The sequence below is a fragment of the Frigidibacter sp. genome (assembly GCF_030695035.1).
In the GTDB taxonomy this organism is placed as follows: domain Bacteria; phylum Pseudomonadota; class Alphaproteobacteria; order Rhodobacterales; family Rhodobacteraceae; genus Frigidibacter.
In genome coordinates this window covers 67,798-93,208 of record NZ_JAUYTT010000025.1, presented here as the reverse complement: position 1 = coordinate 93,208, position 25,411 = coordinate 67,798, and the positions used below count along the sequence as shown (strand labels likewise).

At 68.6% G+C, this 25,411-nt stretch carries 26 protein-coding genes and 1 tRNA gene; 16 read left to right on the top strand and 11 right to left on the bottom strand.

Annotated elements, in window-relative coordinates:
• Positions 1–57: 57 nt before the first annotated feature.
• The 6 genes from Q8S30_RS20410 to pdxH form a co-directional block, all read right to left on the bottom strand.
• The gene (locus Q8S30_RS20410) at positions 58–228 is read right to left on the bottom strand and encodes a hypothetical protein (RefSeq protein WP_305667862.1); all 171 of its coding nucleotides are present in this window, start codon (positions 226–228) and stop codon (positions 58–60) included.
• 55 nt (positions 229–283) lie between these two features.
• Positions 284–529 carry a hypothetical protein gene (locus tag Q8S30_RS20405; RefSeq protein ID WP_305667861.1) on the bottom strand — a complete coding sequence of 82 codons (246 nt, stop codon included), beginning with the start codon at positions 527–529 and terminating at the stop codon, positions 284–286.
• A gap of 184 nt (positions 530–713) precedes the next feature.
• Positions 714–790, bottom strand: a tRNA-Pro gene (locus tag Q8S30_RS20400).
• A gap of 64 nt (positions 791–854) precedes the next feature.
• Positions 855–1,316, bottom strand: a complete 462-nt coding sequence (locus Q8S30_RS20395) for a DUF192 domain-containing protein (protein WP_305667860.1) — start codon at positions 1,314–1,316, stop codon at positions 855–857.
• A complete protein-coding gene (locus Q8S30_RS20390; RefSeq protein ID WP_371135568.1) occupies positions 1,313–1,864 on the bottom strand; it encodes a cold-shock protein in 552 nt (183 codons plus the stop codon). The genes Q8S30_RS20395 and Q8S30_RS20390 overlap by 4 nt, the downstream gene beginning before the upstream one ends.
• A gap of 114 nt (positions 1,865–1,978) precedes the next feature.
• Complete coding sequence (gene pdxH / locus Q8S30_RS20385; RefSeq protein WP_305667859.1) at positions 1,979–2,599, bottom strand: pyridoxamine 5'-phosphate oxidase; 621 nt, start codon at positions 2,597–2,599, stop codon at positions 1,979–1,981.
• Between the two features lie 115 nt (positions 2,600–2,714).
• Between pdxH and fabI the strand changes: the two genes are divergently transcribed.
• The 6 genes from fabI (at position 2,715) to trpE (ending at position 9,493) form a co-directional block, all read left to right on the top strand.
• Positions 2,715–3,539 (top strand): enoyl-ACP reductase FabI, encoded by an 825-nt coding sequence (gene fabI, locus Q8S30_RS20380; protein WP_305667858.1) that lies wholly within the window; start codon positions 2,715–2,717, stop codon positions 3,537–3,539.
• Between the two features lie 3 nt (positions 3,540–3,542).
• Positions 3,543–4,157, top strand: a complete 615-nt coding sequence (locus Q8S30_RS20375) for a LysE family translocator (RefSeq protein WP_305667857.1) — start codon at positions 3,543–3,545, stop codon at positions 4,155–4,157.
• 24 nt (positions 4,158–4,181) lie between these two features.
• Positions 4,182–4,685: a xanthine phosphoribosyltransferase gene (gpt, locus tag Q8S30_RS20370; RefSeq protein WP_305667856.1), complete on the top strand. Its 504-nt coding sequence runs from the start codon at positions 4,182–4,184 to the stop codon at positions 4,683–4,685.
• A 68-nt stretch (positions 4,686–4,753) separates the two neighbouring features.
• Positions 4,754–5,932 carry an aminotransferase gene (locus tag Q8S30_RS20365; RefSeq protein WP_305667855.1) on the top strand — a complete coding sequence of 393 codons (1,179 nt, stop codon included), beginning with the start codon at positions 4,754–4,756 and terminating at the stop codon, positions 5,930–5,932.
• Positions 5,933–6,026: 94 nt separating this feature from the next.
• On the top strand, positions 6,027–7,889 hold the full coding sequence (locus Q8S30_RS20360) for a peptidylprolyl isomerase (protein WP_305667854.1): 1,863 nt from the start codon (positions 6,027–6,029) through the stop codon (positions 7,887–7,889).
• A gap of 92 nt (positions 7,890–7,981) precedes the next feature.
• Positions 7,982–9,493 (top strand): anthranilate synthase component I, encoded by a 1,512-nt coding sequence (trpE, locus tag Q8S30_RS20355; RefSeq protein ID WP_305667853.1) that lies wholly within the window; start codon positions 7,982–7,984, stop codon positions 9,491–9,493.
• A gap of 83 nt (positions 9,494–9,576) precedes the next feature.
• On the opposite strand, the gene Q8S30_RS20350 is transcribed toward trpE, so the two are convergent.
• A complete protein-coding gene (locus Q8S30_RS20350) occupies positions 9,577–11,439 on the bottom strand; it encodes a divergent polysaccharide deacetylase family protein (protein WP_305667852.1) in 1,863 nt (620 codons plus the stop codon).
• A gap of 251 nt (positions 11,440–11,690) precedes the next feature.
• Here Q8S30_RS20350 and Q8S30_RS20345 point away from each other — a divergent pair, with 251 nt between their 5' ends.
• From Q8S30_RS20345 to lexA, 7 genes are all read left to right on the top strand, one after another.
• The gene (locus Q8S30_RS20345) at positions 11,691–12,272 is read left to right on the top strand and encodes an aminodeoxychorismate/anthranilate synthase component II (RefSeq protein ID WP_305667851.1); all 582 of its coding nucleotides are present in this window, start codon (positions 11,691–11,693) and stop codon (positions 12,270–12,272) included.
• The gene (trpD, locus tag Q8S30_RS20340; RefSeq protein ID WP_305667850.1) at positions 12,269–13,285 is read left to right on the top strand and encodes an anthranilate phosphoribosyltransferase; all 1,017 of its coding nucleotides are present in this window, start codon (positions 12,269–12,271) and stop codon (positions 13,283–13,285) included. The genes Q8S30_RS20345 and trpD overlap by 4 nt, the downstream gene beginning before the upstream one ends.
• Positions 13,282–13,947, top strand: coding sequence for a uracil-DNA glycosylase (locus Q8S30_RS20335; protein WP_305667849.1), 666 nt, complete (start codon positions 13,282–13,284; stop codon positions 13,945–13,947). Before trpD ends, Q8S30_RS20335 begins: the two co-directional genes overlap by 4 nt.
• Positions 13,948–14,248: 301 nt before the next feature.
• A complete protein-coding gene (gene trpC, locus Q8S30_RS20330) occupies positions 14,249–15,067 on the top strand; it encodes an indole-3-glycerol phosphate synthase TrpC (protein WP_305667848.1) in 819 nt (272 codons plus the stop codon).
• On the top strand, positions 15,064–15,540 hold the full coding sequence (moaC, locus tag Q8S30_RS20325; RefSeq protein ID WP_305667847.1) for a cyclic pyranopterin monophosphate synthase MoaC: 477 nt from the start codon (positions 15,064–15,066) through the stop codon (positions 15,538–15,540). Before trpC ends, moaC begins: the two co-directional genes overlap by 4 nt.
• On the top strand, positions 15,537–16,718 hold the full coding sequence (locus Q8S30_RS20320) for a molybdopterin molybdotransferase MoeA (RefSeq protein ID WP_305667846.1): 1,182 nt from the start codon (positions 15,537–15,539) through the stop codon (positions 16,716–16,718). Before moaC ends, Q8S30_RS20320 begins: the two co-directional genes overlap by 4 nt.
• An 84-nt stretch (positions 16,719–16,802) precedes the next feature.
• A complete protein-coding gene (gene lexA / locus Q8S30_RS20315; protein WP_305667845.1) occupies positions 16,803–17,516 on the top strand; it encodes a transcriptional repressor LexA in 714 nt (237 codons plus the stop codon).
• A 138-nt stretch (positions 17,517–17,654) separates the two neighbouring features.
• Here lexA and Q8S30_RS20310 read toward each other — a convergent pair whose 3' ends face one another.
• On the bottom strand, positions 17,655–18,761 hold the full coding sequence (locus Q8S30_RS20310) for a DUF6456 domain-containing protein (RefSeq protein WP_305667844.1): 1,107 nt from the start codon (positions 18,759–18,761) through the stop codon (positions 17,655–17,657).
• A gap of 222 nt (positions 18,762–18,983) precedes the next feature.
• On the opposite strand from Q8S30_RS20310, the gene Q8S30_RS20305 reads away from it, so the two are divergent.
• A complete protein-coding gene (locus Q8S30_RS20305; RefSeq protein WP_305667843.1) occupies positions 18,984–19,328 on the top strand; it encodes a DUF6477 family protein in 345 nt (114 codons plus the stop codon).
• A gap of 73 nt (positions 19,329–19,401) precedes the next feature.
• Here the strand turns inward: Q8S30_RS20305 and Q8S30_RS20300 are convergent, their stop codons facing one another.
• The gene (locus tag Q8S30_RS20300; protein ID WP_305667842.1) at positions 19,402–20,943 is read right to left on the bottom strand and encodes a trimethylamine methyltransferase family protein; all 1,542 of its coding nucleotides are present in this window, start codon (positions 20,941–20,943) and stop codon (positions 19,402–19,404) included.
• A 245-nt stretch (positions 20,944–21,188) separates the two neighbouring features.
• Here Q8S30_RS20300 and guaA point away from each other — a divergent pair, with 245 nt between their 5' ends.
• Entirely contained in the window at positions 21,189–22,745 is a 1,557-nt protein-coding gene (guaA, locus tag Q8S30_RS20295; RefSeq protein ID WP_305667841.1) for a glutamine-hydrolyzing GMP synthase, read from the top strand.
• 122 nt (positions 22,746–22,867) lie between these two features.
• On the top strand, positions 22,868–23,782 hold the full coding sequence (locus tag Q8S30_RS20290; protein WP_305667840.1) for a bifunctional helix-turn-helix transcriptional regulator/GNAT family N-acetyltransferase: 915 nt from the start codon (positions 22,868–22,870) through the stop codon (positions 23,780–23,782).
• Between the two features lie 3 nt (positions 23,783–23,785).
• Here Q8S30_RS20290 and Q8S30_RS20285 read toward each other — a convergent pair whose 3' ends face one another.
• Together Q8S30_RS20285 and ppk2 are read right to left on the bottom strand one after the other, a co-directional pair.
• On the bottom strand, positions 23,786–24,403 hold the full coding sequence (locus Q8S30_RS20285; RefSeq protein ID WP_305667839.1) for a TetR/AcrR family transcriptional regulator: 618 nt from the start codon (positions 24,401–24,403) through the stop codon (positions 23,786–23,788).
• Positions 24,403–25,338, bottom strand: coding sequence for a polyphosphate kinase 2 (gene ppk2 / locus Q8S30_RS20280; RefSeq protein ID WP_305667838.1), 936 nt, complete (start codon positions 25,336–25,338; stop codon positions 24,403–24,405). Before ppk2 ends, Q8S30_RS20285 begins: the two co-directional genes overlap by 1 nt.
• Between the last annotated feature and the right edge of the window lie 73 nt (positions 25,339–25,411).

The following is a 25,411-nucleotide window of genomic DNA, read 5'->3' as shown; positions in this document are numbered from 1 at the left end:
TGATGCGCGGGCCGTCACATGCGGCAGGGGGGCGAAGGGAATCGGGCGGCCGGGGCCTCAGCCCTTGGGGCCGCGCGGGCCATCGCCCGGGCCCGGTACATCGACATCACCATCCGTGTCAGGCTCCGGCATCGGCGCCTTGCCGGGCTGGTCCAGCCGCTCATAGTCGGGATTCTGCATCCCGCCGGGGCGGGGCGAGTCGGGGCTCGGGATATCTCGGCGGGACATGGGCATCACCTCGGTTGCTGCCCGGCACAACTCGCGAGCCCGCCCTGGCGTTCCGTCAGGGGATATCAGCAAGCCGGGCCTCGGCCGTCAGGTGGTTGCGGAGCGACCAGTAGCAATCGTCGGTCGTCGGCGCCCGGCAGGCGACGCGCTTGCCCTTGCTCTCAAGCTGCCAGCCATAGGCCGTGGCCTCGATCAGGTAGACGACGCCCAGATGCGAGACCGTCGCCCCCGCCGGATCGGGCGGCGGCGCAGAGGGCATGCAGGCTGCCAGCAGCAGGGCGGGAATGAGGATGCGGATCATCGGGGCCTCCATAGCTGCGTGCGCGGGATGACAGGACCCGGGGTTACTTGTGCAATGCCCGGGCGGCGGCGCGGTTCCCTGCGGCCAGCGACGCGCTGAGGGTGCCCGATCCCCCGACGGGGTTAAAGCCGGATTTTGCGTGCCGGCGCCGGGTCGGGCAAGGCAGATCATCAGTAGGGGGAATTGGTCGGAGTGGAGGGATTCGAACCCCCGGCCCTCTGGTCCCAAACCAGATGCGCTACCAGGCTGCGCTACACTCCGACTGCTGCTCTCCTAGCGCGGCGCGGCGGCGAGGGGAAGCCCCCCCGATGCCCGCCCGGCCCCGTCACTCGCAGGGCCAGACCGGCGTTGGCAGCCGCGGATGCTGCAGCTCGACCGCGCCCGACAGGCCAAGCTCGCGCGCCCGCCCGCCCGGGATCTCCAGCACCATCGCCACGGCGTTGCCGCCCGGCAGCGGGGTTTCATCATGCGGCACGGCATTTTCGTGGAAGCCGGTCAGCCGCCCTGTGACATCAAAGAACAGGATATCCAGCGGGATCAGGGTGTTCTTCATCCAGAAGGCAGCCGGCTGAGGGCGTTCATAGATAAACAGCATCCCGGCGGCGGGATCGAGGCTTTCGCGGAACATCAGCCCCTGCGCCCGTTCGGCGGCATCATCGGCAATCTCGACGGTGAATGTGGTGCTGCCGCCTTGCCAGCGCAGGCCGGCCGTCGTCTCGGAACAGGCTGCGGCGGCCCCTTGCGACAGAAGGCACAGCGCCAACGCCAGAAGACCAGCCCGGATCATTGCAGCCTTGTACCTTCGGCCTGTGCCCGCATCGCACTCTCCCATGACAGAACCTGCGCCGCCATCCGGCCGCGTTTGCCATCGACCACCCGCAGGCAGACCGCCTCGCCGGGGGCCAGATCGGCAAAGCCGGACCGGCGCAGCACCTCGACATGAATGAACACATCCTCGGGTTTGCCGAAGACATTTGCAAACCCAAATCCCTTGGCCTTGTCGAACCATTTCACCCGGGCCGGAAGCATCGGCAGCGTGGCCAGCTCGGCCATATCTCCGTCGACCAGATCCTCAAGCGGGGTCCCGGCCTCATGGACGGGTGGCACGATCTCCACCACCTCGACCGCCTGCGCGCCCCGCTGGGTCATCTGCATCAGAACGGTGATCCGCGCCCCATCCGCGACCGAGCTTTGCCCGAAATTCCGCAGCACATTGGCATGCAGCAAGATGTCGGGACCGCCGGCATCAGAGACGATGAAACCAAACCCTTTACTCGGGTCGAACCACTTAACACGCCCCTCGACCCGGGTCTGATCCTCGTCGCTGTCCATCATGCTGCGCACTCCCCGTGTGCTCGCCCCCTTGGCGGAGTTGTCACAACAGACCAACAGGTTGCAACCCCCCAAAGCATGGAATTCCATGCCTGTGCCATTCACGAAGCGCGAATTTCAGGGATTTAGTCGCACTATTTCCCATTCATCTTTAACTGTGGCGCGCGACCAACGGAACCTGTCATGCAGCCGAAATGCGCCATCCGCCCAAAATTCGATCTCAAGCGGGACGATACGGATACCACCCCAGAAGGGCGGCCGTTTCGGCAATGGCCCTTCGCGAAGCGTAACCTTTGCAACTTCCGCCATCAATGTGCCGCGACTGTCCAATGGCTGCGATTGCGCCGAAGCCCAGGCACCCAGGCGCGACTTCAAGGAGCGCGAGGCATAGTAGGCGTCGGCCTGCGCCCCCTCCTCGCGGCTGGTGAGCCCCCGCACCCGGATCTGCCTGCGCAGCGACTTCCAGTGCATCACGAAGGCGGCCTTGCCGCTGGCCTCGATCTCTTGCCCCTTGGCGCTGGTGTAATTGGTGTACAAGACAAAGGCCCCGCCAAGCGGCCCTGCCAGCTCAATCTCTTTCAGCAGCACCATCCGCGCATTGGGCAGCCCGGCGGCATCCACCGTTGCCAACGCAATCGCATTGGGATCGTTCGGCTCGGTAGGGTCTGCCTCGGCCAGCCAGTCCTGGGCGATGCGGAACGGATCGTCCCCCGCGAAGATCCCTGTCCTGTCGGTCATGTCACTTTTCCCCTCATGGATTTGCGCCGGGATGCCCGGGGCTTGCGCCTGCCCTTGATGCAGGCCCGGCAATCGCCTAAAGCTCTCGCACTGCAGGATGCGCGGGAGATGGGAAATGTCAAACGGCCTCATGGCAGGCAAGCGCGGGCTTATCATGGGCCTCGCCAACGACAAGTCGATTGCCTGGGGAATCGCCAAGGCGCTCGCCGCACAGGGCGCAGAGCTGGCATTCTCGTATCAGGGCGATGCGTTCCGCAAACGGGTGGAGCCGCTGGCGGCCGAGATCGGCGTGACCGAGCTTGTCGAATGCGACGTGTCGGACGGCGCCTCGCTGGATGCGGTCTTTGACCGGCTGAAAGAGATCTGGGGCACGCTCGACTTCGTGGTCCACGCCATCGGCTTTTCCGACAAGAATGAGCTGCGCGGCCGCTATGTCGATACCAGCGCTGCGAATTTCCGGATGACGATGGATATCTCGGTTTATTCCTTCACCGCCGTGTGCCAGCGCGCCGCCGCGATGATGGGCCCCGGCGGCAGCCTGCTGACGCTCACCTATTACGGCGCCGAGAAGGTGATGCCGCATTACAATGTTATGGGCGTCGCCAAGGCCGCGCTGGAGGCGAGCGTGAAATACCTCGCCGAAGACCTCGGCAAGGACGGGATCCGCGTCAACGCCATCTCGGCCGGGCCGATCAAGACGCTGGCGGCCAGCGGCATCGGCGATTTCCGCTATATCCTGAAGTGGAACGAGCTGAACTCGCCGCTGCGGCGCAACGTGACGCAGGACGAGGTCGGGAAATCTGCCCTCTATCTGCTGTCGGACCTTGGCAGCGGCGTGACCGGCGAGACCCATCATGTCGACGCCGGCTACCATGTCGTGGGCATGAAATCGGTCGATGCTCCGGATATCGACGTGGTGACAGGTCGCAAGGAAGCGTAGTCCATGACACTCGCGGGCTTCATCGCATTCTATATGCTGTCGCTGCTGGCGGCGGTGTCGCCCGGCCCTGCGGTGCTGATGGCGGCGCGGACGGGCCTCAGCGAGGGGTTCCGCACCGGCGCGCTGCTGGCGGCCGGGATCGGCGCTGGCGCCGCGCTCTGGGCCGGAGTGGCGATGTTCGGGCTGAACCTTGTCTTTGCTGCGGCCCCTGCGCTGCTCTGGGTGCTGAAGATCGCCGGTGGCGGCTATCTGATCTGGCTGGGCGTTGCGCTGTGGCGCAAGGCGGACAAGCCGTTCATCACTGCCGATGCCCGCCCGGTGCCGCGCTCGGCGCTGTCGGCCTTCCGGCTGGGGCTCTTCACGCAACTGGCCAACCCCAAGGCGCCTGTGGTGTTCTCGGCGATCTTCCTGGGCACCGTGCCGCAGGGCACGCCCGCCGCGGTCTATGCCGCGCTGCTGGCGGTGGTATTCGGCAACGAATTCGTCTGGAACATCGGCGTCGCGCGCATCTTCTCGCTTGAACGCAGCCGGGCTGCGTATATCAGCCTCAAGACCATCATCGACCGCAGCTTTGGCGGGCTTCTGGCCCTGCTGGGGCTGAAGATCGCCGCCACCTGAGGAGAGACCCCATGTCTGAGAGCCATGTCTGACCGGCTGCCGCACGAAAAAGGGTTTCACGTCAGCTGGGACCAGATCCACCGCGACGCGCGGGCGCTGGCCTGGCGGCTGGACGGGCACGGGCCCGATGGCGGGGCCTGGCGCGCCGTGGTCGGCATCACCCGCGGCGGGCTGGTGCCCGCGATGATCGTAAGCCGCGAGCTGGATATCCGGGTGGTCGATACGATCAGCGTGAAGAGCTACAGCCATCAGGCGCAGAAAGATGCGGTGGTCACCAAGAGCCCGCAGGCCGATCTGATGGGCGACGGCACCGGCATCCTGATCGTCGATGACCTCGTCGATACCGGCAAGACGCTGGAGCTGGTGCGCAGCCTCTACCCCAAGGCGCATTTCGCCACGGTCTATGCCAAGCCGCAGGGCCGCGGGCAGGTCGATACCTATGTGACCGAGGTCAGCCAGGACACCTGGATCTTCTTCCCCTGGGATATGGCGCTGCAATATGTGCAGCCGTTTCGCGGGGCGGACTGACAGCAGCGGGGGCCAGCCCCCGCACCCCCGGGATATTTGGGCCAAAACGAAGAATAGGGCGCGCCGCGATGACCATGCCTCTCAATCCCGCGATGGAAGCGACGTTCCTGCCTCCGGTGATGGAGGCGCGGCGGTGGCTGGACGGGGTGGTGTTTCCGGAAGGGCGGCCGCTGATCAATGTCAGCCAGGCGGCGCCGGTCGATCCGCCGCCGCTGGCACTGCGGCAGGAGATCGCGCGGGCGGCGCTCGACGATCCGGCGGCGCATCTCTACGGGCCGGTGCTGGGGCTGCCGGCCTTGCGGGCCGAGGTGGCGGCGCAGTGGTCGGCCGCCTATGGCGGCTCGGTGGCGCCCGATCAGGTGGCGATCACACAGGGCTGCAATCAGGCGTTCTGCGCGGTGATGTCGACGCTGGCCGGCGCGGGCGATGAGGTGATCCTGCCGACGCCGTGGTATTTCAATCACAAGATGTGGCTGGACATGCAGGGCGTGAAGGCGGTGCCGCTGGCGACCGGCGATGGGCTGATCCCGGACCCCGAGGCTGCCGCGCGGCTGATCGGGCCGCGCACCCGGGCCATCGTGCTGGTGAGCCCGAACAATCCGGGCGGGGTGGAGTATCCGGCGGAGGTGTTGCGCGGGTTCTACGATCTGGCGCAGGCGCGCGGGCTCGGGTTGATCGTGGATGAGACCTATCGCGATTTCGACAGCCGGACCGGCGCGCCGCATGACCTGTTCACCGATCCGGATTGGGCGGGCACGCTGATCCAGCTTTACAGCTTCTCCAAGGCCTACCGGCTGACGGGGCACCGCGTGGGCGCGATCACCGCCAGTGCCGCGCAGCTGACCGAAGTGGAGAAATTCCTTGATACCGTCGCCATCTGCCCCAGCCAGCTTGGCCAGATCGCGGCGCTGTGGGGGATGCGGAACCTGGGGGATTGGGTCGCGGGCGAGCGGCTGGAAATTCTGGCGCGGCGGGCGGCGATGGTGCAGGGCTTTGCCCGGTTGGAGGGCTGGCGGCTTCTGGGCTGCGGCGCCTATTTCGCCTATGTCGAGCATCCGCACCCCCTGCCCTCGCCCGCCTTCGCCAAGGCGCTGGTGCGCGAGGCGGGCGTGCTGCTGCTGCCCGGCACGATGTTCATGCCCGCGGAAGACCCGGCGGGCGCGCGGCAGCTGCGCATCGCCTTTGCCAATGTCGATGCCGCCGGGATCGGCGCGCTGTTCGACCGGCTGGAGCGGCTGGCGTTCTGAGCCCCCCGTTCCAAGCCCACGTTCTGAGCCTTGCCCCCGCGGGGGCTAGGCCGTAAACAGCCCGGAACAGTTGGATAATGTGCAGGGGATGGGCATGGCCAAGGGACTTCGGCGCAAGGGTGCCAACACCGTCGTCTGGCTGCTGATGGCCATGCTGATCCTGGGCCTTGGCGGCTTTGGGGTGACGAGCTTCGGCGGCGCGACGCAAAGCGTGGCAACTGTCGGGGACCGCGAGGTGGACGTGAACGACTACGCCCGCGCCCTGCGGGCCGAGGTGGATGCGCTCTCTGCCCAGTTCGGCCAGCCGATCAGCCTTGCACAGGCGCAGGCCTTCGGGCTCGACCAGGGCGTGCGCGCCCGGCTGATCGCCGGGGCCGCGATGGATGTCGAGGCGGACCGGATCGGGCTCTCGGCGGGGGATGCCCAGGTGGCCGACCAGATCATCGGCGCCAGCGCCTTCCGCGGCATCGACGGCAAGTTCGACCGCGAGCTCTACACGCTGACACTGCGCCAGCAGGGGCTGACCGAGGCAGCGTTCGAGGCCGAGCTGCGCGATGAGGCGGCGCGGGTGCTGCTGCAGGGCGCGGTGGCGGGCGGGATTGCCGCGCCGGCGACCTATGTCGATGCGATTGCCAGCTGGGCCGGCGAGGCGCGGGGCTTTGACCATGTGGTGCTGACGCCGGATCTTCTGACCGAGCCGGTGCCGGCACCGACCGAGGACGAGCTGACCGCCTTCCACGCCGAAAACCCTGGCCCCTTCACCGCGCCCGAGACCCGCGTCCTGTCCTATGCCTGGCTCTCGCCCGAGGCGGTGCTGGACGAGGTGCCGCTGGACGAAGCGGCGCTGCGCGCGGAATACGATGCGCGGATTGCGGAGTTCGTGCAGCCGGAGCGGCGGCTGGTGGAGCGGCTGGTCTTCGGAACCGAGGAAGAGGCGGCGGCGGCGAAGGCCAGGATCGACGCAGGGGAAGCGACCTTCGAGGATCTGGTGAACGAACGCGGGCTGGCCTTGCAGGATGTCGATCTGGGCGAGGTGACCGAGGCCGAGCTTGGTGCGGCGGGGGCAGGCGTCTTCGCGCTGGAGGCCACCGGCGTTGTCGGGCCGCTGCCCTCGGATCTGGGCCCGGCGCTTTATGCAATGAACGCGATCTTGCTGGCGCAGGAGGTCAGCTTCGAAGAGGCGCAGGACAGCCTGTCCGAAGAGGTGGCGCTGGACCGCGCCCGCCGGATGATCGCAGACCGCGCGCAGGAGCTGAACGATCTGCTGGCCGGCGGCGCCACCTTGCCGGAGCTGGCGGCCGAGGCGGGGATGGAGCTTGGCACCGTCGAGGTGACTGCCGAGGGCGGCGAGGGGCTTGCGGCCTATGTCGAGGTCCGTGAGGCCGCGCTGGCCGCGACGCCGGACGACTTCCCCGAACTGCATGAGATGGAAGATGGCGGCGTCTTCACGCTGCAGCTCGAGGAGATCCGCGAGCCGACCCTGCGCCCGCTGGCCGAGGTGCGCGAGCAGGCGGCCGAGCTGTGGACCGCGGCCGAGACCGGCAAGCGCCTGCTGGCCGAGGCCGACGCGCTGGCGACGGCGCCCGACCTTGCCGCTGCTGCTGCCGAGCGCGGGCTGGAGGTGACGCCCGTCGCCCCGATCACCCGTGACGGCTTTGTCGAGGGGCTGCCCGAGGGCGGCGTCGAGGCGGTGTTTGCAATGACCGAGGGCGAGACCCGCGCTTTGGCCGGCGATGGTGCCGAGGGCGCCTCGGCCCATGTGGTGCGGCTGACCTCGGTCGCGCTGCCCGCCGCCGAGGATGAAGCGGCGGTGCAGATGCGGGCGGGTCTGGGCAACCAGGCACGCCAGGGCATCGCGCAGGACGCGCTGGAGCTGTTCACCCGGTCCATCGAAGCCGAGGCGGGCGTGACGCTGAACCAGTCCGCGATCAACGCCGTGCACGCGCAGATGCCATAAGACACTGGGCCGGGCACTGTCCCGGCCCGCGACACCCAGACCTTGACACCCAGACCGCGCCGCCAAAGGCCGGCAATCCAAGGACGAGACCCGTGGCCCTGACCCCTTCCTTCGCCGAATTCGAAGCCGGATATGATGCGGGGAAGAACCAGCTGGTCTGGACACGTCTGGCCGCCGATCTCGACACGCCGGTATCGCTGATGCTGAAACTGGCCGAGGCGGGGCCGCTGTCCTTCATGCTGGAAAGCGTGACCGGGGGCGAGGTGCGCGGGCGCTATTCCGTCGTCGGCATGAAGCCCGACCTGATCTGGGAATGCCGCGGCACCAAGGCCCGGATCAACCGGCAGGCGCGGTTCGATGCGGCGGGGTTCGAGGATCAGGAGGGCCACCCGCTCGATGCGCTGCGCGCCCTGCTGGCCGAGATCCATATCGACATGCCCGCCGGGCTGCCGCCGATTGCCGCGGGCCTGTTCGGCTATCTCGGCTATGACATGATCCGGCTGGTCGAGCATCTGCCCAACATCAACCCCGACCCGATCGGCGTGCCCGATGCGATGCTGCTGCGCCCTTCGGTGGTGGCTGTGCTGGACGGGGTGAAGGGCGAGGTGACGGTGCTTGCGCCGGCCTGGGTCAGCTCTGGCCTCTCGGCCCGCGCCGCCTATGCGCAGGCGGCAGAGCGGGTGATGGACGCGGTGCGCGACCTCGACCGCCAGCCGGCCAGTGACAGCCGCAGCCTGAACGAAGCCACCGTGGTGGGCGAGCCGGTGTCGAACTTCACCAAGGATGGCTACAAGGCCGCGGTCGAGAAGGCCAAGGACTATATCCGCGCCGGCGACATCTTTCAGGTGGTGCCGAGCCAGCGCTGGACGCAGGACTTTCCGCTGCCGCCCTTCGCGCTCTATCGCTCCTTGCGCCGCACCAACCCCTCGCCCTTCATGTTCTTCCTGAACATGGGCGGCTTCCAGATCATCGGTGCGAGCCCGGAGATCCTTGTGCGGCTGCGGGATGGCGAGGTGACGGTGCGGCCCATTGCCGGCACCCGCCCCCGCGGCGCGACGCCGGAAGAGGACCGCGCGCTGGAGGCGGATCTGCTGGCCGACCAGAAGGAACTGGCCGAGCATCTTATGCTGCTCGACCTTGGCCGCAACGATGTCGGCCGGGTCGCCAGGATCGGGTCGGTGCATCCGACCGAGAAATTCGTGATCGAGCGCTATTCGCATGTGATGCACATCGTGTCGAACGTCGTCGGCCAGATCGCGGAGGGTGAGGATGCGCTGTCGGCGCTGCTGGCGGGGTTGCCGGCGGGCACTGTGTCGGGCGCGCCCAAGGTCCGCGCGATGGAGATCATCGACGAGCTGGAGCCGGAAAAGCGCGGCGTCTATGGCGGCGGCGCGGGCTATTTCTCGGCCAATGGCGAGATGGACATGTGCATCGCACTGCGCACCGCGGTGCTGAAGGATCAGAAGCTCTATGTGCAGTCCGGCGGCGGCGTGGTCTATGACAGCGATCCCGAGGCGGAATGGCTGGAGACGGTGAACAAGAGCCGGGCGCTGATGCGCGCGGCCGAGGATGCCGGGATCTTCGTGCGGCGCGGGAACGGCTGAGGGCGCGTTTGCGGCCAGCGCCGGGGGTTTTCCACCCCCGGACCCCCGGAGGATATTTGTGCCAAAACGAAGCCTGAAGGGCTTCAGAAGTCCCGCATCAGCACCGCCGAGAGCGGGGCCAGGGTGACGGAGCGGCTTTGGCCGACGGCCCAGTCCAAGAGGGCGGCCAGCGTCTCGGGCCTTGTGCTGGCGGTCACCACGACGGCGCCGCTGCGGCTCGCCTCGAAGGCGGCGCGGTCGAGGTAGCGGCCGATGACGGGGGCGCTTTCCTGCTCGGCATCGAGGCGGCGGAACACCTGCGCCTGCGGCACCGAGGCGTTGGCGGCCAGCTGCGCGGCGGGGTTGAGGCCAATATCCCAGGTCAGCAGCCCATGCCCCTTGTCCGCCGCCAGCAGTACCAGTTGTTCAGCGAGGCGGCGGTCATTCTGCAGGCGCGCAGCCGGGGCATCGAGGACCGCGACGGCTTCAGGGAGGGCTTGCACGAAGGCCTGCCATGAGACTTCCAGATCCGACGGCGTGGCGCCGCGCGGCAGGGCAGCAAGGATTGCCACCTCCTGCCCCGCGGCGCGGTAGGCGCGTGCAGCCTCTGCGGCGCCCGGAGCGGCGGGATCGAGCGCGATGGTCACCGGGAAGGGCAGATCGGCCAGAAGGTCCGCGGCAATGCCGGGGCCAGAGCGGTCGTCGATCAGAACGATGGAGAGCAGCGGGGCATCGGGGGCGGCGTTGAAGACGGCGGCATGGGCGACGAGGGCGGGAAGGGCTTCGGGGGTGAGCTCGGCGGGCGGCTCCGCGCCGGGCAGCGGGCCGGGGAGGACGGCGTCGCCGATCTTCGGCAGCTGGTTGACCTTGATGCCGGGGGCATGGCGGAAGCCGGGCTCGGGGGCGGGGCCCGGGGGGGTGGGTTCGATGGCCGGCAGGGCCTCTGATGCGGGAGGCGCTGTGGGATCAGCCCCTGGAGCCGGGTTGATGGAAGGTTCGGGCTCAGGTTCGCGGGCGGCAGACCCGGCTGCGGACCGTCCGGTTGCGGGCCCATCGGTGAGGGGCGCTTCGGCGGAGGGAGCTTCGGTGGAGGGAGCTTCGGTGGAGGGAGCGGGCAGCGCCGGTTCCGCCCCGCGCTGCGGCAGGGGTTGCACGAGGCCGGGGGCGTTGGCCTCGGGGCGCGCAGAGGCCGTGGCCGAGGCGACAGCGCCGGAGGTTTCGGGCGGGCTTGCGGGCGCCATCGGGGCGGCTGGCGCGGCGCTTGCCGAGGGCTGCGGCGCGGGGGCAGCATCGAGGCCGGCGGTGGTGGGGACATCGGGGGCCGCCTCGGCCGGGCGCGGGGCCGGGCTGGCGGCGGGCGCGGCTTCGGTGCCGGGCAGCGCGGGCGAGACGTCGGGGGCCTCGCGGGCGAACTCGCTGCCATAAGGGGTGGGGATCAGGCTGGCGACGGGGGCGGCGGGGTTCGCGGAGGGGGCTGCAGCGTCGGCGGGTGCGGTCGGCTCGCTTGCGACCTCGGCGGAGGTGTTGGCTGTGGGAGCGGCGACCGGCTCGCTCAAAGCATCGGCGGTCTCCTCGCTTGGGGCAGGCGATGCGGTGTCACTGGCGATTGCGTCGCCAACAGCGGGGTCGGCAGGGGCATCCCCTGCGGGATCGACCGGCGCCGCCTGCGCAGGCGCATCCCCTACCCCGCCCGGCGCTTGCGGAGCCGCGGCAAGCCCAGGCGGCAGGTCAGGCGCCTCGGGCATTGGTTCGGGCATGGCCGGGCCGTTTTCGGCGGCTTGAGGGGGGGCGAGGGTGGGGGCGAGGTCGGCGGAGACCTCGGGTGCAGCGCGGGCTGGCGCGGCGGGCTGAACCTCCGCCACCTGCCCCTGCGGCACGGGCGCGGCGAGCGACAGCACCACCAGCAGCAGCGCCGAGGCGAGCATGCCCCAGATCGCCCCGAACATCACGCCCCTGCCCAGACCCATGCCTGCCCCCCTTACCAGCCCCGCTGCGCCACAGGGGCGCCGGGATCTTGCCATTCCTGCGGGCCCATAACACGGACCGCAGGTCTTCCGCATTCTGCGTCCGTCGCCGCGCGCAGTGCAAGCCCCGCCGCAGCAGCCAAGCGCCCATGCGCCCTTGACCCCGGCGGCCCCGCGGGGGCATCTATAGCCGGACCGGCGGCGGGGTGCATCCCCCAGCCTCCAGACCCAGGCCCCAGACGAAAGCGCGCCCGATGCTTCTGCTCATCGACAACTATGACAGCTTTACCTACAACCTCGTGCATTATCTGGGCGAGCTTGGCGCCGAGGTTCTGGTGCGCCGCAATGACGCGCTGGACGTGCAGCAGGCGATGGCGCTGAACCCCTCGGCCATCGTGCTCAGCCCCGGCCCCTGCGATCCGGCGCAGGCGGGGATTTGCCTGGCGCTGACAGCCGCCGCCGCCGAAACCCGCACGCCGCTGCTGGGGGTCTGCCTCGGCCACCAGACCATCGGCGAGGCGTTTGGCGGCAGGGTGATCCGCGCGCCGCAGATCGTGCATGGCAAGATGGGCACCGTGATCCATGAGGGCAAAGGCGTGTTCGCCGGCCTGCCCTCACCCTTCCAGGCCACGCGCTACCACTCGCTCATGGTGGAGCGCGGCAGCCTGCCCGATTGCCTCGAGATCACCGCCGAGGTCGAGGATGGCACCATCATGGGCCTGCGCCACCGCGAATTGCCGATCGAGGGCGTGCAGTTCCACCCCGAAAGCATCGCCAGCGAGCATGGCCACCAGATCCTGCGCAACTTCCTGGATCTTGCGGCGGTACCGGCATGAGCGACCGGCTGAAGCCGCTGCTGGGGCCCGCCTGTGACCGCCCTCTGACCGAGGCGGAGGCGACCACGGCCTTCGAGGCGCTGTTCGAGGGCGAGGCGACCCCGGCGCAGATCGGCGGCTTCCTGCTGGCGCTGCGCAGCCGGGGCGAGACGGTGGCCGAGATCACCGCCGCCGCCCGGGTCATGCGCAGCAAATGCGTGGCGGTGAATGCGCCAGCGGGGGCGATGGACATCGTCGGCACCGGGGGCGACGGCAAGGGCACGCTGAACATCTCGACCGCGACCGCCTTCGTGGTGGCGGGGGTCGGGGTGCCGGTGGCCAAGCACGGCAACCGGAACCTTTCCTCCAAGTCGGGCGCGGCGGATGCGCTGTCGGCGATGGGCATCAACGTGATGGTCGGGCCGGAGGTGGTGGAGCGGGCGCTGGCCGAATGCGGCATCGGCTTCATGATGGCGCCGATGCACCACCCGGCGATGCGCCATGTGATGGGTCCGCGGACCGAGATCGGCACCCGCACCGTGTTCAACCTGCTGGGGCCGCTGACCAATCCGGCGGGGGTGAAGCGGCAGCTGACCGGGGCCTTCTCGCGCGACTGGATCCGGCCGATGGCCGAGGTTCTGGGCGCGCTTGGCTCCGAGCGGGCCTGGCTGGTGCATGGCGGCGATGGCACGGATGAGCTGTCGATCTGCGGGGTCAGCTGGGTCGCGGCGCTGGAGGATGGCGCAGTGCGCGAGTTCGAGCTGCATCCCGAAGAGGCCGGCCTGCCGGTGCATCCGTTCGAGGCGATCCTCGGCGGGATGCCGGCGGAGAATGCGGTGGCGTTCCGGGCGCTGCTGGCGGGGGCGCCGGGTGCCTACCGCGATGCCGTGCTGCTGAACGCCGCTGCCGCGCTGGTGGTGGCGGAGCGGGCGGCGAGCCTGCCGGAGGGCGTGGCGCTGGCAGCGGAGAGCATCGACAGCGGTGCCGCCGCCGCGCGTGTGGCGGCGCTGGCGGCGCTGTCGCCGCTGGCATGAATGCGCCAGCGGAGGTGGTTGCGGCAGGCTGGGGCCATCTGCCCTTCTTCGCGCGGGACTGGCCGGGGATTGCTGCCCGGCTGGCCTCTGAGCCGGGGCCGGTGCTGCCCCCCGCCCCGCAGCGCTTTGCCGCGCTGGCGCTGACCCCGCGGGATGCGGTGCGGGTGGTGATCCTCGGCCAAGACCCCTACCCCACGCCGGGCCATGCCAATGGCCTCGCCTTCTCGGTGGCGCCTGGGGTGGCGCTGCCGCGGTCGCTGGCGAATATCTACCGCGAGATGGAAGGCGATATCGGCGCGCGCCCGGCGGATGGCGACCTGTCGCATTGGGCGCGGCAGGGCGTGCTGCTGCTGAACACGGCTTTGAGCGTGCCCGCCGGGGCGGCCGGGGCCCATGCGCGGTGGGGATGGGACCGGCTGGCGGCGGAGGTGCTGGCGGATGTCTCGGCGCGGCACCGGGCGGCCTTCCTGCTCTGGGGCGCCCATGCGCAGAAGGCGAGCGCGGCGATTGTGCCGCCGCCGCAGGGTGCGCATCTGCGGATCGAGACGGCGCATCCCTCGCCCCTGTCGGCGCGGCGGGGGTTCTTCGGCTCGCGCCCGTTCAGCCGGATCAATGACTGGTTGGTGGCGGAGGGGGATGTGCCAGTCGACTGGGCGGGGTGACCTGAAAGCCTGTTTCGGCGCGAACAGGGGACTTGCCAGTGGCAAGTCCCCCGCGACGGTTGCCCGGAGGCGCAAGCCGCAGGGCAAGGGGGGTGAAGCTTGGTCCGAACGGCTCCAAATTCTGATGGGCCCGCCCGGGTGGGCACGATTGTGCCCACCCCCCGCAGGGCGGGCACAGCAGAATTTCGTCGACAGCCGAAATTCTGCAAGAGGCCACCGGCGCACCAAGAACGACAAGGGAGCGGAGAGGTCACACCGCCCCTCCCTTCCCAAGCCCGCCCCGCCCCGCTATGAAAGCCGCATGGATATTCTCGACAAGATCAAGCGCTACAAGCTGGATGAAATCGCTGCCGCCAAGGCGGCCCGTCCCCTCGCCGGAGTAGAGGACGCGGCCCGCACCGCGAACCCGCCCCGCGGCTTTGCGGCGGCGCTCGCTGCGGCCTCGGTCACAGGCTATGGCCTCATCGCCGAGATCAAGAAGGCCAGCCCCTCCAAGGGCCTGATCCGCGCCGATTTCGACCCAGCATCGCTGGCCCGGGCCTATGCGGCGGGCGGTGCGACCTGCCTGTCGGTGCTGACCGACAGCCCCTCCTTCCAGGGCGCGCCGGAGTTCCTGACCGCCGCCCGCGCCGCCTGCGATCTGCCGTGCCTGCGCAAGGATTTCCTCTACGACACCTATCAGGTCGCCGAGGCGCGGGCCTGGGGCGGCGATTGCATCCTGATCATCATGGCGAGCGTGTCGGACCAGCAGGCGGCCGAGTTGGAAGCCGCAGCGCAAGCCTGGGGCATGGATGTGCTGATCGAGGTGCATGACGAGGACGAACTGGACCGCGCGCTCGCCCTGCAATCGCCGCTGATCGGCGTCAACAACCGCAACCTCAAGACCTTCGAGGTGACGCTGGACACCACCCGCCGTCTGGCCCCGCGCCTGCCGGCTGACCGGCGGCTGGTCTGCGAAAGCGGCCTCTTCACCCCCACCGATCTGGCGGCGATGGCCGAGGTCGGGGCCCGCTCTTTCCTCATCGGCGAAAGCCTGATGCGGCAGGCGGATGTGACGGCGGCCACCCGCGCGATTCTGGCGAACCCCGTGCAGACCCCGGCAGATGGGGGCACCGCATGACCCTCACCCATTTCGATGCCGAAGGCCAAGCGCATATGGTCGATGTCTCGGACAAGGCGGTGACGGACCGGGTGGCGGTGGCGGAGGGCTGCGTGGTCATGAAGGCTGAGACCTTGGCGCTGGTCATCGCCGGCACCGCGAAGAAGGGCGACGTGCTCGGGGTCGCACGGCTGGCGGGGATCATGGCGGCCAAGAAGACCGCCGACCTGATCCCGCTCTGCCACCCGCTGCCGATCACCAAGGTGTCCGTGGAGCTTACAGCAGACGAAAGTCTGCCCGGCGTGCGCATCACCGCCACCGTCAAGACCACCGGCCAGACCGGAGTGGAGATGGAAGCGCTGACGGCCGTGTCGGTCGCGGCGTTGACGGTCTACGACATGCTCAAGGCCGCCGAAAAATCCATGCGGATAGAGGGGTTGCGCGTCGTTCTTAAAGCAGGCGGCAAATCCGGCCGTTACGAGGCCGCGCCGTGATCTCCGTCGCCGAAGCGCTCGCCCGCGTGCTCGTGCTCGCGCCGAAGCCGGTGCCCGAGCAGGTTGCCCTGCGCGCCGCGGCCGGACGGGTGCTGCTGCATCCAGCGCAGGCCAAGCGCGACCAGCCGCCCTTTGCCGCCTCGGCGATGGATGGCTATGCGATCCTCGAGGCCGACCATGTCCCCGGCGCGGTCCTGACCGTACAGGGCGAGGCGGGCGCGGGGCATGGCTTTTCCGGCATCATCGCCCCCGGAACCGCCGCCCGCATCTTTACTGGCGCGCCAGTGCCGCAGGGGGCGGAGCGCGTCGTGCTGCAAGAGGATGTGACCCGCGAGGGCGACCGCATCGCCCTTGGGGGCAAGCTGGAAGCGCAAACCCATATCCGCCCGCAGGGCGCCGATTTCCGCGCGGGCGATGCCCTGTCCGCCCCCCGCCGCTTGCGGCCGGTGGAGCTTGCGCTGCTGGCCAGCATGAACCTGCCCGAACTTACCGTCGCGCGGCGGCCCGAGGTGGCGATCCTCGCCACAGGGGATGAGCTGGTGATGCCGGGCGAGCAACCCGCGCCCGACCAGATCGTTGCCTCGAACGGCTTTGCGCTGGCGGCAATGGCCGAGGCGGCGGGCGCCAAGGTGCGGATGCTGCCGATCGCGCGCGACAACGAGGCGAGCCTGCGGCAGTGCTTTGCGCTGACGGAGGGGGCGGATGTGATCGTCACCATCGGCGGCGCCTCGGTCGGGGATCATGACCTCGTCGGCAAGGTCGCCGCCGATCTGGGGATGGAGCGCGCCTTCTGGAAGATCGCCATGCGCCCCGGCAAGCCGCTGATGGCGGGCAAGCTTGGCGGCGCGGTGATGCTGGGGCTGCCGGGCAACCCTGTCTCCTCCATCGTCTGCGCGCATCTGTTCCTGCTGCCGCTGCTGGCGGCGATGCAGGGGCTGCCGGGGGTGGTGGCGACGCAGCGCGCGGTGCTGGCCGAGGATCTGCAGGCCAACGGCCCCCGCGCGCATTACATGCGCTCAGCGCTGGAGGCCGGCGACGGCCTGCCCCGCATCACGCCCTTTGCCAGCCAGGACAGCTCGCGCCTGCGGCTGCTGACCGAGGCGGTGGCGCTGCTGATCCGGCCTGCCGAGGATGGGCCCCGCGCGGCGGGCGGCGTGGTCGAGTACATCACGCTATAAGCCGTCGAAACCGTTGACACAAAACGGGAACGCGGTTAGAACATTCGGGAAACGGGCTTGGCCCGGATGCGCGGGGGATAGGCGATGCTGACACGCAAGCAACTGGAACTCTTGGACTTCATCCAGAAACGGATGGACCATGACGGCGTTCCCCCCTCATTCGACGAAATGAAGGAGGCGCTGGACCTGCGGTCGAAATCCGGCATCCACCGGCTGATCACGGCGCTGGAGGAGCGGGGCTTCATCCGCCGCCTTGCCCACCGCGCCCGCGCCATCGAGATCGTGAAACTGCCCGAGGCGATGGAGCGCAGCCGCGCCGCCGCCGCCGCAGAGCCCGCCGCCTTCACCCCCCGCGTGATCGAGGGCGACCGGGTGGACCCGCCCGCCGGGGCCATGTCTGTCGCCGCCATGCATTCGATGGAAGTGCCGGTCATGGGCCGCATCGCCGCCGGTGTGCCGATCGAGGCGATCTCCGAGGTGTCGCACCATATCGCCGTCCCGGGCTCGATGCTTTCGGGGCGCGGCCAGCATTACGCGCTGGAGGTGAAGGGCGATTCGATGATCGAGGCCGGGATCAACGATGGCGACATCGTGGTGATCCGCGAACAGTCCACCGCCGAGAATGGCGATATCGTGGTGGCGCTGGTCGAGGGGGCCGAAGCAACGCTGAAGCGCTTCCGCCGCAAGGGCGGGATGATCGCGCTGGAGGCGGCGAACCCGGCCTATGAAACGCGGATGCTGCCCGACCATGCGGTGAAGGTGCAGGGCCGTCTGGTCGGGCTGATCCGCAGCTACTAAGGACGGGACGGCGCAGGAAGCGCCGTGACTGAGGGGCGGTAACGAGGCTTGGCTCGTTGCGGTCGGGCGCGGTGGTGCCGGATACCAGATGCCTTTCCAGATCATGGTCGGCTCTTGGGCTGATATCAGCGCCCCTTGTTAGCCGATCATCGGTGAGGCCCCACCATAAGTCTCGTCGTAATGCCGTTTCAGCCGCATCAGCGCGATGCGCAGCACGATCTTGCCGGATCGCGCCGACCAGCCCATCCGGCGCTCGGCCGTCTCCAGCCCCTCCAGATAGCAGCAGCAGCGCAGCGCCATGTCGCCAAGGCCGGGACCAAGGTCGCGCAAAGCCGCCGCCACCCGGTCGCGGGCGCGGCGGGGGCCTTCCGCCGGGCCACCCTCGGGCTGAAAGCTGCCGCGGTCGCCGCTGGTGAGGAACCGGTCCCAGTTCTGCGCGACGCGCGGGCCCATCTGCGCCAGCTCGAAATCCTCGCGCAGCCGTTCGGCGGCCGCCACCAGGTCGGGCGTCAGGAACGGCTGGCCATCCTTCTCGCGCCGCCGGGCCAGCACCGCCAGCGGGCTTTCGGCAAGATTGACCCGCAGCCGCCGCGGCTCCTCCCCGCCCGGCTCCATCACCGAGCGTTCGGCCCAGACCCGGTGCTGATCGGCAAAGGGCTGCGGGTCGAACCCCGCCTGCGCCTCGGCAAACCCGCCCGCCTCCTCTGCCAGCATCCGCTTCAGCGCCGCCCGCCCCGCCGCGGTGATCTCATAGATCCCGACCCGGCCCTGCTGGCGGGCGCAGGCGATCCAGTCCTTCAGCGCGAAGGCCTGCGCCGCGGTGCGCTCGGTCACCGCGATGCGGACCGCGCCCTTCAGGACTGCCGCCTTCTCCATGTCGGGCGCGACGGCAAGGATCGCCCCGGGCTCGCACAGCCGGCGCAGCACCCGCCGCGCCTCGCGCAGCACGGTCTGCTCTTCAGGTGCGGCGAGGGGGGTACGGATCGGTGCGCTCATCGGCGGGGTATCCTTGGCTGGGGTGGGGTGGTCGGGGTGGCCGAGCCGCGACAGCGCCTCGTCCACCAAGGGATCGTCGCGGCGGTTCTCGATGCGCCGCACCCGGCGCAGGATCGTCGAGGCGTGGCAGCCCTCGGCCCGCGCAATCTCGCGGATCGACTGGCCACCCTCGATATGCCGCAGATAGAGCCGCGCGCCATCGGGCAGCCAGGCAGGCATCGCCGAAGCGAGCTCCACGGACATGGTCATGGTCTTCCCCCGTATCTGCTGCGGCTGCATCGCCGCAGGTCGTGAACGATTTCAACCGTGGGTTGCAATGGTTACCCGTTCGTTAATCTCCACAGGTCAGAGCCATAATTGTTTCCAAAACATGAACACAGGCCGAAACCAGCGAACGGGGGCAGTGCAATTTGCGCAACGCCCCTACAGGCCATTGCATGGTCCGTCATCACCTTCAGAAAGGGACCAGACATGACCGGCCCAGCTACTCCTCCCGCCACCGAGGCAGCCATGCCCGCCACTCACCCGCTCGCCCTCCTCGTCACCGGGCTGCGCCGCCCGGCGCTGCTGATCCGCGCCGCACGGGCCGGCCTTGTGGAATACAACCGCAACCGCGACCTCAAGCGCTTGATGCGGCTGCCGCATCCACCCGCACCGGAACGGGCACTGGATGCGCTGCTGACCGAGGAGGCGATGCTGGAGGAGACGCGCAAGGCCGGCGATGGCCGCTATTCGGTGGCCCGGCATATCGAGGTGCTGATCGCGATGATGGCAGAGGTGCGGCTGCTGCCACGTCCCGCGACGACAGGGGCGTGACGAAACGTAGCGCATAAAACGAAAGGGCACCCTTCGGGGCGCCCTTTCATTCGTTTCTGATTTCGCAACAAACCTAGAGGAAGGCGTCCGCCATGCCCGCCTTCTTCTGCGCGACATACTCGGCCAGCGCCTCTTCCACGGCCGGATCAATGGCCGGTTTCTGGTAATCCGCCAGCAGCTTCTTCACCCGCTCGGAGGCCAGCGCCACGGTATCGCGCGCGCCCTCCTCCTCCCAGGTCTCGAAGGGTTTGTAGTCCAGAAGGTCGGTGCGCCAGAACGCATCCTTGAAATTCGCCTGCGTATGCGCGCAGCCAAGGTAATGCCCGCTCGGCCCCACCTCGCGGATCGCATCCATCGCCTGCGCTTCCTCATCCACCTGCACCCCGGCGGCGAGGCGGTGCAAGATGCCCAGTTGATCGGCATCCATCACGAATTTCTCGTAGGAGGAGACCAGCCCCCCCTCCAGCCAGCCGCAGGCATGCAGCATGAAGTTCACGCCCGACAGCAGCCCCATATTCAGGCTGTTGGCCGATTCGTAGGCCGCCTGCGCATCGGGCAGCTTCGATCCGCAGAACGCCCCGGCGCTGCGATAGGGCAGCCCCAGCCGCCGCGCCAGTTGCCCCGCGCCATAGGTGATGTGGCTGGCTTCCGGCGTGCCGAAGGTCGGCGCACCGGAGTTCATGTCGATGGACGTCACGAAGGCCCCGAAGATCACCGGCGCGCCCTTGCGCACCAGCTGGCTATAGGCGACCCCCGCCAGCACCTCGGCCAGAACCTGCGTCAGCGTGCCTGCCACCGACACCGGCGCCATCGCGCCACCGACGATGAAGGGCGAGATGATGCAGGCCTGACCCGCCTTCGCATAGACCTCCAGCGCGCCCATCATGATCCCGTCGAAGGTCATCGGAGAGTTGATGTTGATCAGGCTGGTCATCACCGTGTTCTGGCCCACGAACTCCGCCCCGAACAGGATCTTCGACATCTCGACCGAATCCGCCGCCCGGCTGGGTTCGGTGACCGATCCCATGTAGGGCTTGTCGCTGAGGGTCATGTGCGCGAACAGCATGTCCAGATGTCGCTTGTTCACCGGTACATCGGTCGGCTCGCAGACGGTGCCACCCGAATGATGCAGCCATTTCGACATGTAGCCGAGCTTCACGAAGTTGTTGAAATCCGCCATCGTCGCGTAGCGCCGCCCGCCCGAGGCATCGCGCACGAAGGGCGGGCCATAGACCGGGGCCAGCACCAGCGACCGCCCGCCAATCTCCACCGTCCGCTCAGGGTTGCGCGCGTGCTGCACGATGCGGTTTGGCGCCGTCGCGCACAGTTGCCGCGCAAGGCCGCGCGGGATCCGCACCCGCTCACCCTGCACATCCGCCCCCGCCGCGCGCCAGAGCTCCAGCGCGCCCGGATTCTCGACGAAGTTCACCCCGATCTCGGCCAGGACCGTCTCGGCATTGCGCTCGATGAGCTCCAGCGCCTCCTCGTTCAGGATCTCGAGGTTGGGGATGTTGCGTTCGATGAACCGCGCGGTCTCGAAATGCACCGCGCTGCGCTCTGCCCGCCGCGCCGCGCCGCCCCCGCCCCGCGCCCGCCGTCCTGCCTGTTCATTCATCGCACCAGTCCTCCATCACGGGCTTTGCCAAAGGTTCTACTCCGATCCGGCGCCCCTCGATGTCGGTTTCCGGCATCCGGCACCAAAAAACGACATGCGCCCCCGCCCGGCTCCCCCTCTTCTTTGCTCAAGTATCCCCGGGGGGAGGCCGAAGGCCCGGGGGGCAGGCAGCCCCCCGTCCGCGGCTGGCCAAAACACCGCGCGGGCCTCTTGCACGCCAGCGGGGAAGGCCATATTCCCCATTCATGACCCAGCATGATCGCCTCCTCATCATCGACTTCGGATCGCAAGTCACGCAGCTCATCGCCCGGCGCCTGCGCGAGCTGAATGTCTATTGCGAAATCCATCCCTTCCAGAAGGTGACCGATGCCTTTCTGCAGGACTTCGCGCCTCGCGCGGTGATCCTGTCGGGCGGGCCGGCCTCGGTCTTCGCGGAAGGCGCGCCGATGCCGCCCGAGGGCGTGTTCAACCTTGGCGTGCCGGTGCTTGGCATCTGCTACGGCCAGCAGGTGATGATGCATTGCCTTGGGGGCCGCGTCGAACGCGGCCACAAGACGGCCGAGTTCGGCCGCGCCTATGTGACGCCCGAGCCCGAGGCGCTGCCGCTGCTGGAGGGCTGGTTCGCCGAGGGGCGCGAGCAGGTATGGATGAGCCATGGTGATCATGTCTCCGCCATCGCGCCGGGGTTCCGGGTGTTCGGCACCTCGCCCAACGCCCCCTTCGCCATCACCGCCGACCCGGACCGCCATTTCTACGCCGTGCAGTTCCACCCCGAGGTGCATCACACCCCCAAGGGCGCGAAGCTCTACGAGAATTTCGTGCGGCTGGCCGGCTTCAAGGGCGACTGGACAATGGACGCCTACCGCGACGAGGCGATCCGCAAGATCCGCGAACAGGTGGGCGATGCCAAGGTGATCTGCGGGCTTTCGGGCGGCGTCGATTCCTCGGTGGCCGCCGTGCTGATCCATGAGGCGATCGGCGACCAGCTCACTTGCGTCTTCGTCGATCACGGGCTGCTTCGGCTGGGGGAGGCGGAACAGGTGCTGACCATGTTCCGCGACACCTACAACATTCCGCTGATCCATGCCGATGAATCGGACCTGTTCCTTGGCGAGCTGGAGGGCGTGTCCGACCCCGAGGTCAAGCGCAAGACCATCGGGCGGCTGTTCATCGACGTGTTCCAGAAACACGCGCATGAGGTGGGCGGCGCGAAATTCCTGGCCCAAGGCACGCTCTATCCCGACGTGATCGAATCGGTCAGCTTCTCGGGCGGGCCCTCGGTCACCATCAAGTCGCACCACAATGTCGGCGGGCTGCCGGAAAAGATGGGGTTGAAGCTGGTCGAGCCGCTGCGCGAGCTGTTCAAGGACGAGGTCCGCGCCCTGGGCCGCGAGCTTGGCCTGCCCGAAAGCTTCATCGGCCGCCACCCCTTCCCCGGCCCCGGCCTTGCGATCCGTTGCCCCGGCGAGATCACCCGCGAGAAGCTGGAGATCCTGCGCCAGGCCGATGCGGTCTATATCGACCAGATCCGCAAGCATGGGCTCTACGACGAAATCTGGCAGGCTTTCGTGGCGATCCTGCCGGTGAAGACCGTGGGCGTGATGGGCGACGGGCGCACCTATGAATTCGCCTGCAGCTTGCGCGCCGTGACCTCGGTCGACGGGATGACGGCGGATTACTACCCCTTCACCCATGACTTCCTGGGCGAGACGGCGACGCGGATCATCAACGAGGTCCGCGGCATCAACCGGGTGATGTATGACATCACCTCGAAACCGCCGGGAACGATTGAGATGGAATAAGGCGGGCGAGATGGAATGACGGCCCGCCCGCTGCCCCTCGGGCGGCGGCCTGCCTGCGCGAGACATGTTGACTCAGTCATCATTTTACGATCTTGATTGTGCCAACATTCAGGAGCGGCAGCATGATCCCGGCCGAAGACATCGACGCCCTGCGCGCCTTCAACCGCGCCTATACCAACCGGCTGGGGCTGCTTGACACAAGGCTCGACAATAGCCCCTTCACGCTCAGCGAGGCGCGGGTGCTCTACGAGCTTGCGCACCGCACCGATCCGACGGGGGCAGAGCTTGCCCGCACGCTGCGCATGGACCCGGGCCAGATCAGCCGCACCATCAAGCGCTTTGTCAGCCGCGGTCTCGTCGCCGCGCGGGATGACCCCGCGCATGGCCGCCATCAGCTGCTGTCGCTGACCGAGGCGGGGCGCAGCACCTATGCCGCGCTGGAGCAAAGCACCCGCACTGCCATGGGCGCGCTGCTGGAGGCGCTGCCGCCCGTCCGCCGCGACAGCCTGCGCCGCGCGGCGGAGACGCTGACCCGCATCTTCGAGGACGGCGCCCCGCCGCAGCCGGTGCTGCGCGGTCTGCGGCCCGGCGATCTCGGCCTCGTCGCCTCGCGGCAGGCGGTGCTCTACGCCCGGGACTATGGCTGGACTGCCGAGTTCGAGGCGCTGGCGGCGCGCATCCTGGCCGATTTCCAGAGCAACTTCGATCCGGCCTGCGAGGATGCCTGGATCGCCGAGATCGACGGGCAGATGGTCGGATCCGTCTTCCTCGTGCGCGGCGAGGCGGGGGCGGGCAAGCTGCGGCTGCTCTATGTGGAGCCTGCGGCGCGCGGTCAGGGCATCGGCGATCTGCTGGTGCGGACCTGCATCGCGCGGGCGCGGGCCGCAGGCTACACCCGGCTCGACCTCTGGACCAACTCTGTGCTGGGTCCCGCGCGCCGGATCTATCAGCGCACCGGCTTCGTACTGGTGGAGGAGGCGCCGCATCATTCCTTCGGCCATGACCTGATCGGTGAGAGCTGGTCGCTGGCTCTGTAGGGCTCAGCTATCGCCCGGCAGTAGCCCCAGCCCGCGCAGATAGATGCCGATGCCGGTTTCCAGCAGGTCTTCTGGCGGGAACGGGCCGCGGGCGCCGGGGGTGCCGCGGGCGAAGAGCTCTACCACCCCGTGGCTCATCGCCCATATATGGGCCGAAACCATGCTGGCGGGCGGGCGCCGCCCCTCGGGCAGATGCTGGCTCAGCGCTGCGGCGGCGCGGGTCAGCACGGCCTGAGCGCGGGCGGTGGCGGCCGAGAGTTCGGGCGTGGTCTCCGGCGCAATGCCGCTTTCGAACATCGCCATGTAATGCCCCGGAAACCGCCGCGCGAAAGCCAGATAGGCCCGCCCCGTCGCCTCGAAGGCCGCAAGCGACGAAGGTTTGCCACCGTTCCAGGCATGGTCCATCAGGTCGGCGAAGATGCCAAAGCCCTGCCGCGCGCATTCCGCGATCAGGTCCTCGCGCCCGGCGAAGTGGCGATAGACGGCAGCGGGCGTCACCCCCGCCGTCTTCGCCGCCTCGGACAGCGTAAAGCCCTGCGGCCCCTGCGCCTCAATCAGCGTCAGTGCCGCCTCGACCAGCGCCTGCCGCAGGTTGCCGTGATGGTAGCCCTGCTTGCCCATCAGCCGGCTTTGCCCTCGCGCCCCGAAGGACTGGCCGCCATCACCTCGGCCGGCATGATCTCGGGCCCGCCGCAGACCTTGGTGTCGATGGTACCGATGGCGTCCAGATCCTTGCCCGGATAGTCCACCGCCAGCAGCAGCGTCTGGATCGCGGCGATGCGGGCGCGGTCCTTGTCGTCGGACAGCACCACCGTCCAGGGCGCGCCGGCCAGATGGCTCAGCGCCATCGTCTCGGCAATGGCGGCGCAGTACGTGTCCCATTTCTTCAGCCCCTCAACGTCGATCCAGCTGAGCTTCCACTGCTTCAGCGGGTCCTTGGCGCGGTCGAGGAAGCGGCGCAGCTGCTCGGCGCGGCTGACCTCCAGCCAGATCTTCACCAGGGTGATGCCCTCATCCACCAGCATCCGTTCGAAATGCGGCAGTTGCTGGAAGAACTGGCCGCGCTGCACCGGGGTGCAGAAGCCGAAGACCTGCTCGACCACGCCGCGGTTGTACCAGCTGCGGTCGAAGAGGGCGACCTCGCCCGCTGCGGGCAGCCAGTCGACATAGCGCTGGAAATACCACTGGCTCGCCTCGCGCTCGCTCGGCTTGGGCAGGGCGACGATATAGGCGTTGCGCGGGTTAAGGTTCTCGCGCATCCGCTCGATGGTGCCACCCTTGCCGGCGGCGTCGCGGCCTTCGAAGAGCACGCAGACGCGGCCGCCCGTGGCCTTCTGGCCGGCCAGCATCTTCACCAGCTCGATCTGCAGCTTCTCCATCTGCGCGTCATAGTCCTTGCCGGACATCTCTTCGGCATAGGGGTAGCTGCCGGACAGCATGTCCTTCTTGCCAGCCTTTTCGATGGCGTGGCGCAGTTCCTTGGGGGCCTCGTCGTTGTAGAAGCTCAGGATATCGGCAACGAAGGGGATCTCGGTCGGGGTCTTGTCAGACGGCATCGGGCACCTCGAAGTTTCGCACCAGTATGGCGATTGGGGCACCAGCCGCAATGGAGCCCGCACCGGAGTCCTT

Bases quoted from the DNA above. Each gene is read 5' to 3' on its own strand.
- Q8S30_RS20410 (WP_305667862.1), bottom strand. From the start codon at position 228: ATGTCCCGCCGAGATATCCCGAGCCCCGACTCGCCCCGCCCCGGCGGG.
- Q8S30_RS20405 (WP_305667861.1), bottom strand. From the start codon at position 529: ATGATCCGCATCCTCATTCCCGCCCTGCTGCTGGCAGCCTGCATGCCC.
- Q8S30_RS20395 (WP_305667860.1), bottom strand. From the start codon at position 1,316: ATGATCCGGGCTGGTCTTCTGGCGTTGGCGCTGTGCCTTCTGTCGCAA.
- Q8S30_RS20390 (WP_371135568.1), bottom strand. From the start codon at position 1,864: ATGATGGACAGCGACGAGGATCAGACCCGGGTCGAGGGGCGTGTTAAG.
- pdxH (WP_305667859.1), bottom strand. From the start codon at position 2,599: ATGACCGACAGGACAGGGATCTTCGCGGGGGACGATCCGTTCCGCATC.
- fabI (WP_305667858.1), top strand. From the start codon at position 2,715: ATGTCAAACGGCCTCATGGCAGGCAAGCGCGGGCTTATCATGGGCCTC.
- Q8S30_RS20375 (WP_305667857.1), top strand. From the start codon at position 3,543: ATGACACTCGCGGGCTTCATCGCATTCTATATGCTGTCGCTGCTGGCG.
- gpt (WP_305667856.1), top strand. From the start codon at position 4,182: ATGTCTGACCGGCTGCCGCACGAAAAAGGGTTTCACGTCAGCTGGGAC.
- Q8S30_RS20365 (WP_305667855.1), top strand. From the start codon at position 4,754: ATGACCATGCCTCTCAATCCCGCGATGGAAGCGACGTTCCTGCCTCCG.
- Q8S30_RS20360 (WP_305667854.1), top strand. From the start codon at position 6,027: ATGGCCAAGGGACTTCGGCGCAAGGGTGCCAACACCGTCGTCTGGCTG.
- Q8S30_RS20350 (WP_305667852.1), bottom strand. From the start codon at position 11,439: ATGGGTCTGGGCAGGGGCGTGATGTTCGGGGCGATCTGGGGCATGCTC.
- Q8S30_RS20345 (WP_305667851.1), top strand. From the start codon at position 11,691: ATGCTTCTGCTCATCGACAACTATGACAGCTTTACCTACAACCTCGTG.
- trpD (WP_305667850.1), top strand. From the start codon at position 12,269: ATGAGCGACCGGCTGAAGCCGCTGCTGGGGCCCGCCTGTGACCGCCCT.
- Q8S30_RS20335 (WP_305667849.1), top strand. From the start codon at position 13,282: ATGAATGCGCCAGCGGAGGTGGTTGCGGCAGGCTGGGGCCATCTGCCC.
- trpC (WP_305667848.1), top strand. From the start codon at position 14,249: ATGGATATTCTCGACAAGATCAAGCGCTACAAGCTGGATGAAATCGCT.
- moaC (WP_305667847.1), top strand. From the start codon at position 15,064: ATGACCCTCACCCATTTCGATGCCGAAGGCCAAGCGCATATGGTCGAT.
- lexA (WP_305667845.1), top strand. From the start codon at position 16,803: ATGCTGACACGCAAGCAACTGGAACTCTTGGACTTCATCCAGAAACGG.
- Q8S30_RS20310 (WP_305667844.1), bottom strand. From the start codon at position 18,761: ATGACCATGTCCGTGGAGCTCGCTTCGGCGATGCCTGCCTGGCTGCCC.
- Q8S30_RS20305 (WP_305667843.1), top strand. From the start codon at position 18,984: ATGACCGGCCCAGCTACTCCTCCCGCCACCGAGGCAGCCATGCCCGCC.
- Q8S30_RS20300 (WP_305667842.1), bottom strand. From the start codon at position 20,943: ATGAATGAACAGGCAGGACGGCGGGCGCGGGGCGGGGGCGGCGCGGCG.
- guaA (WP_305667841.1), top strand. From the start codon at position 21,189: ATGACCCAGCATGATCGCCTCCTCATCATCGACTTCGGATCGCAAGTC.
- Q8S30_RS20290 (WP_305667840.1), top strand. From the start codon at position 22,868: ATGATCCCGGCCGAAGACATCGACGCCCTGCGCGCCTTCAACCGCGCC.
- Q8S30_RS20285 (WP_305667839.1), bottom strand. From the start codon at position 24,403: ATGGGCAAGCAGGGCTACCATCACGGCAACCTGCGGCAGGCGCTGGTC.
- ppk2 (WP_305667838.1), bottom strand. From the start codon at position 25,338: ATGCCGTCTGACAAGACCCCGACCGAGATCCCCTTCGTTGCCGATATC.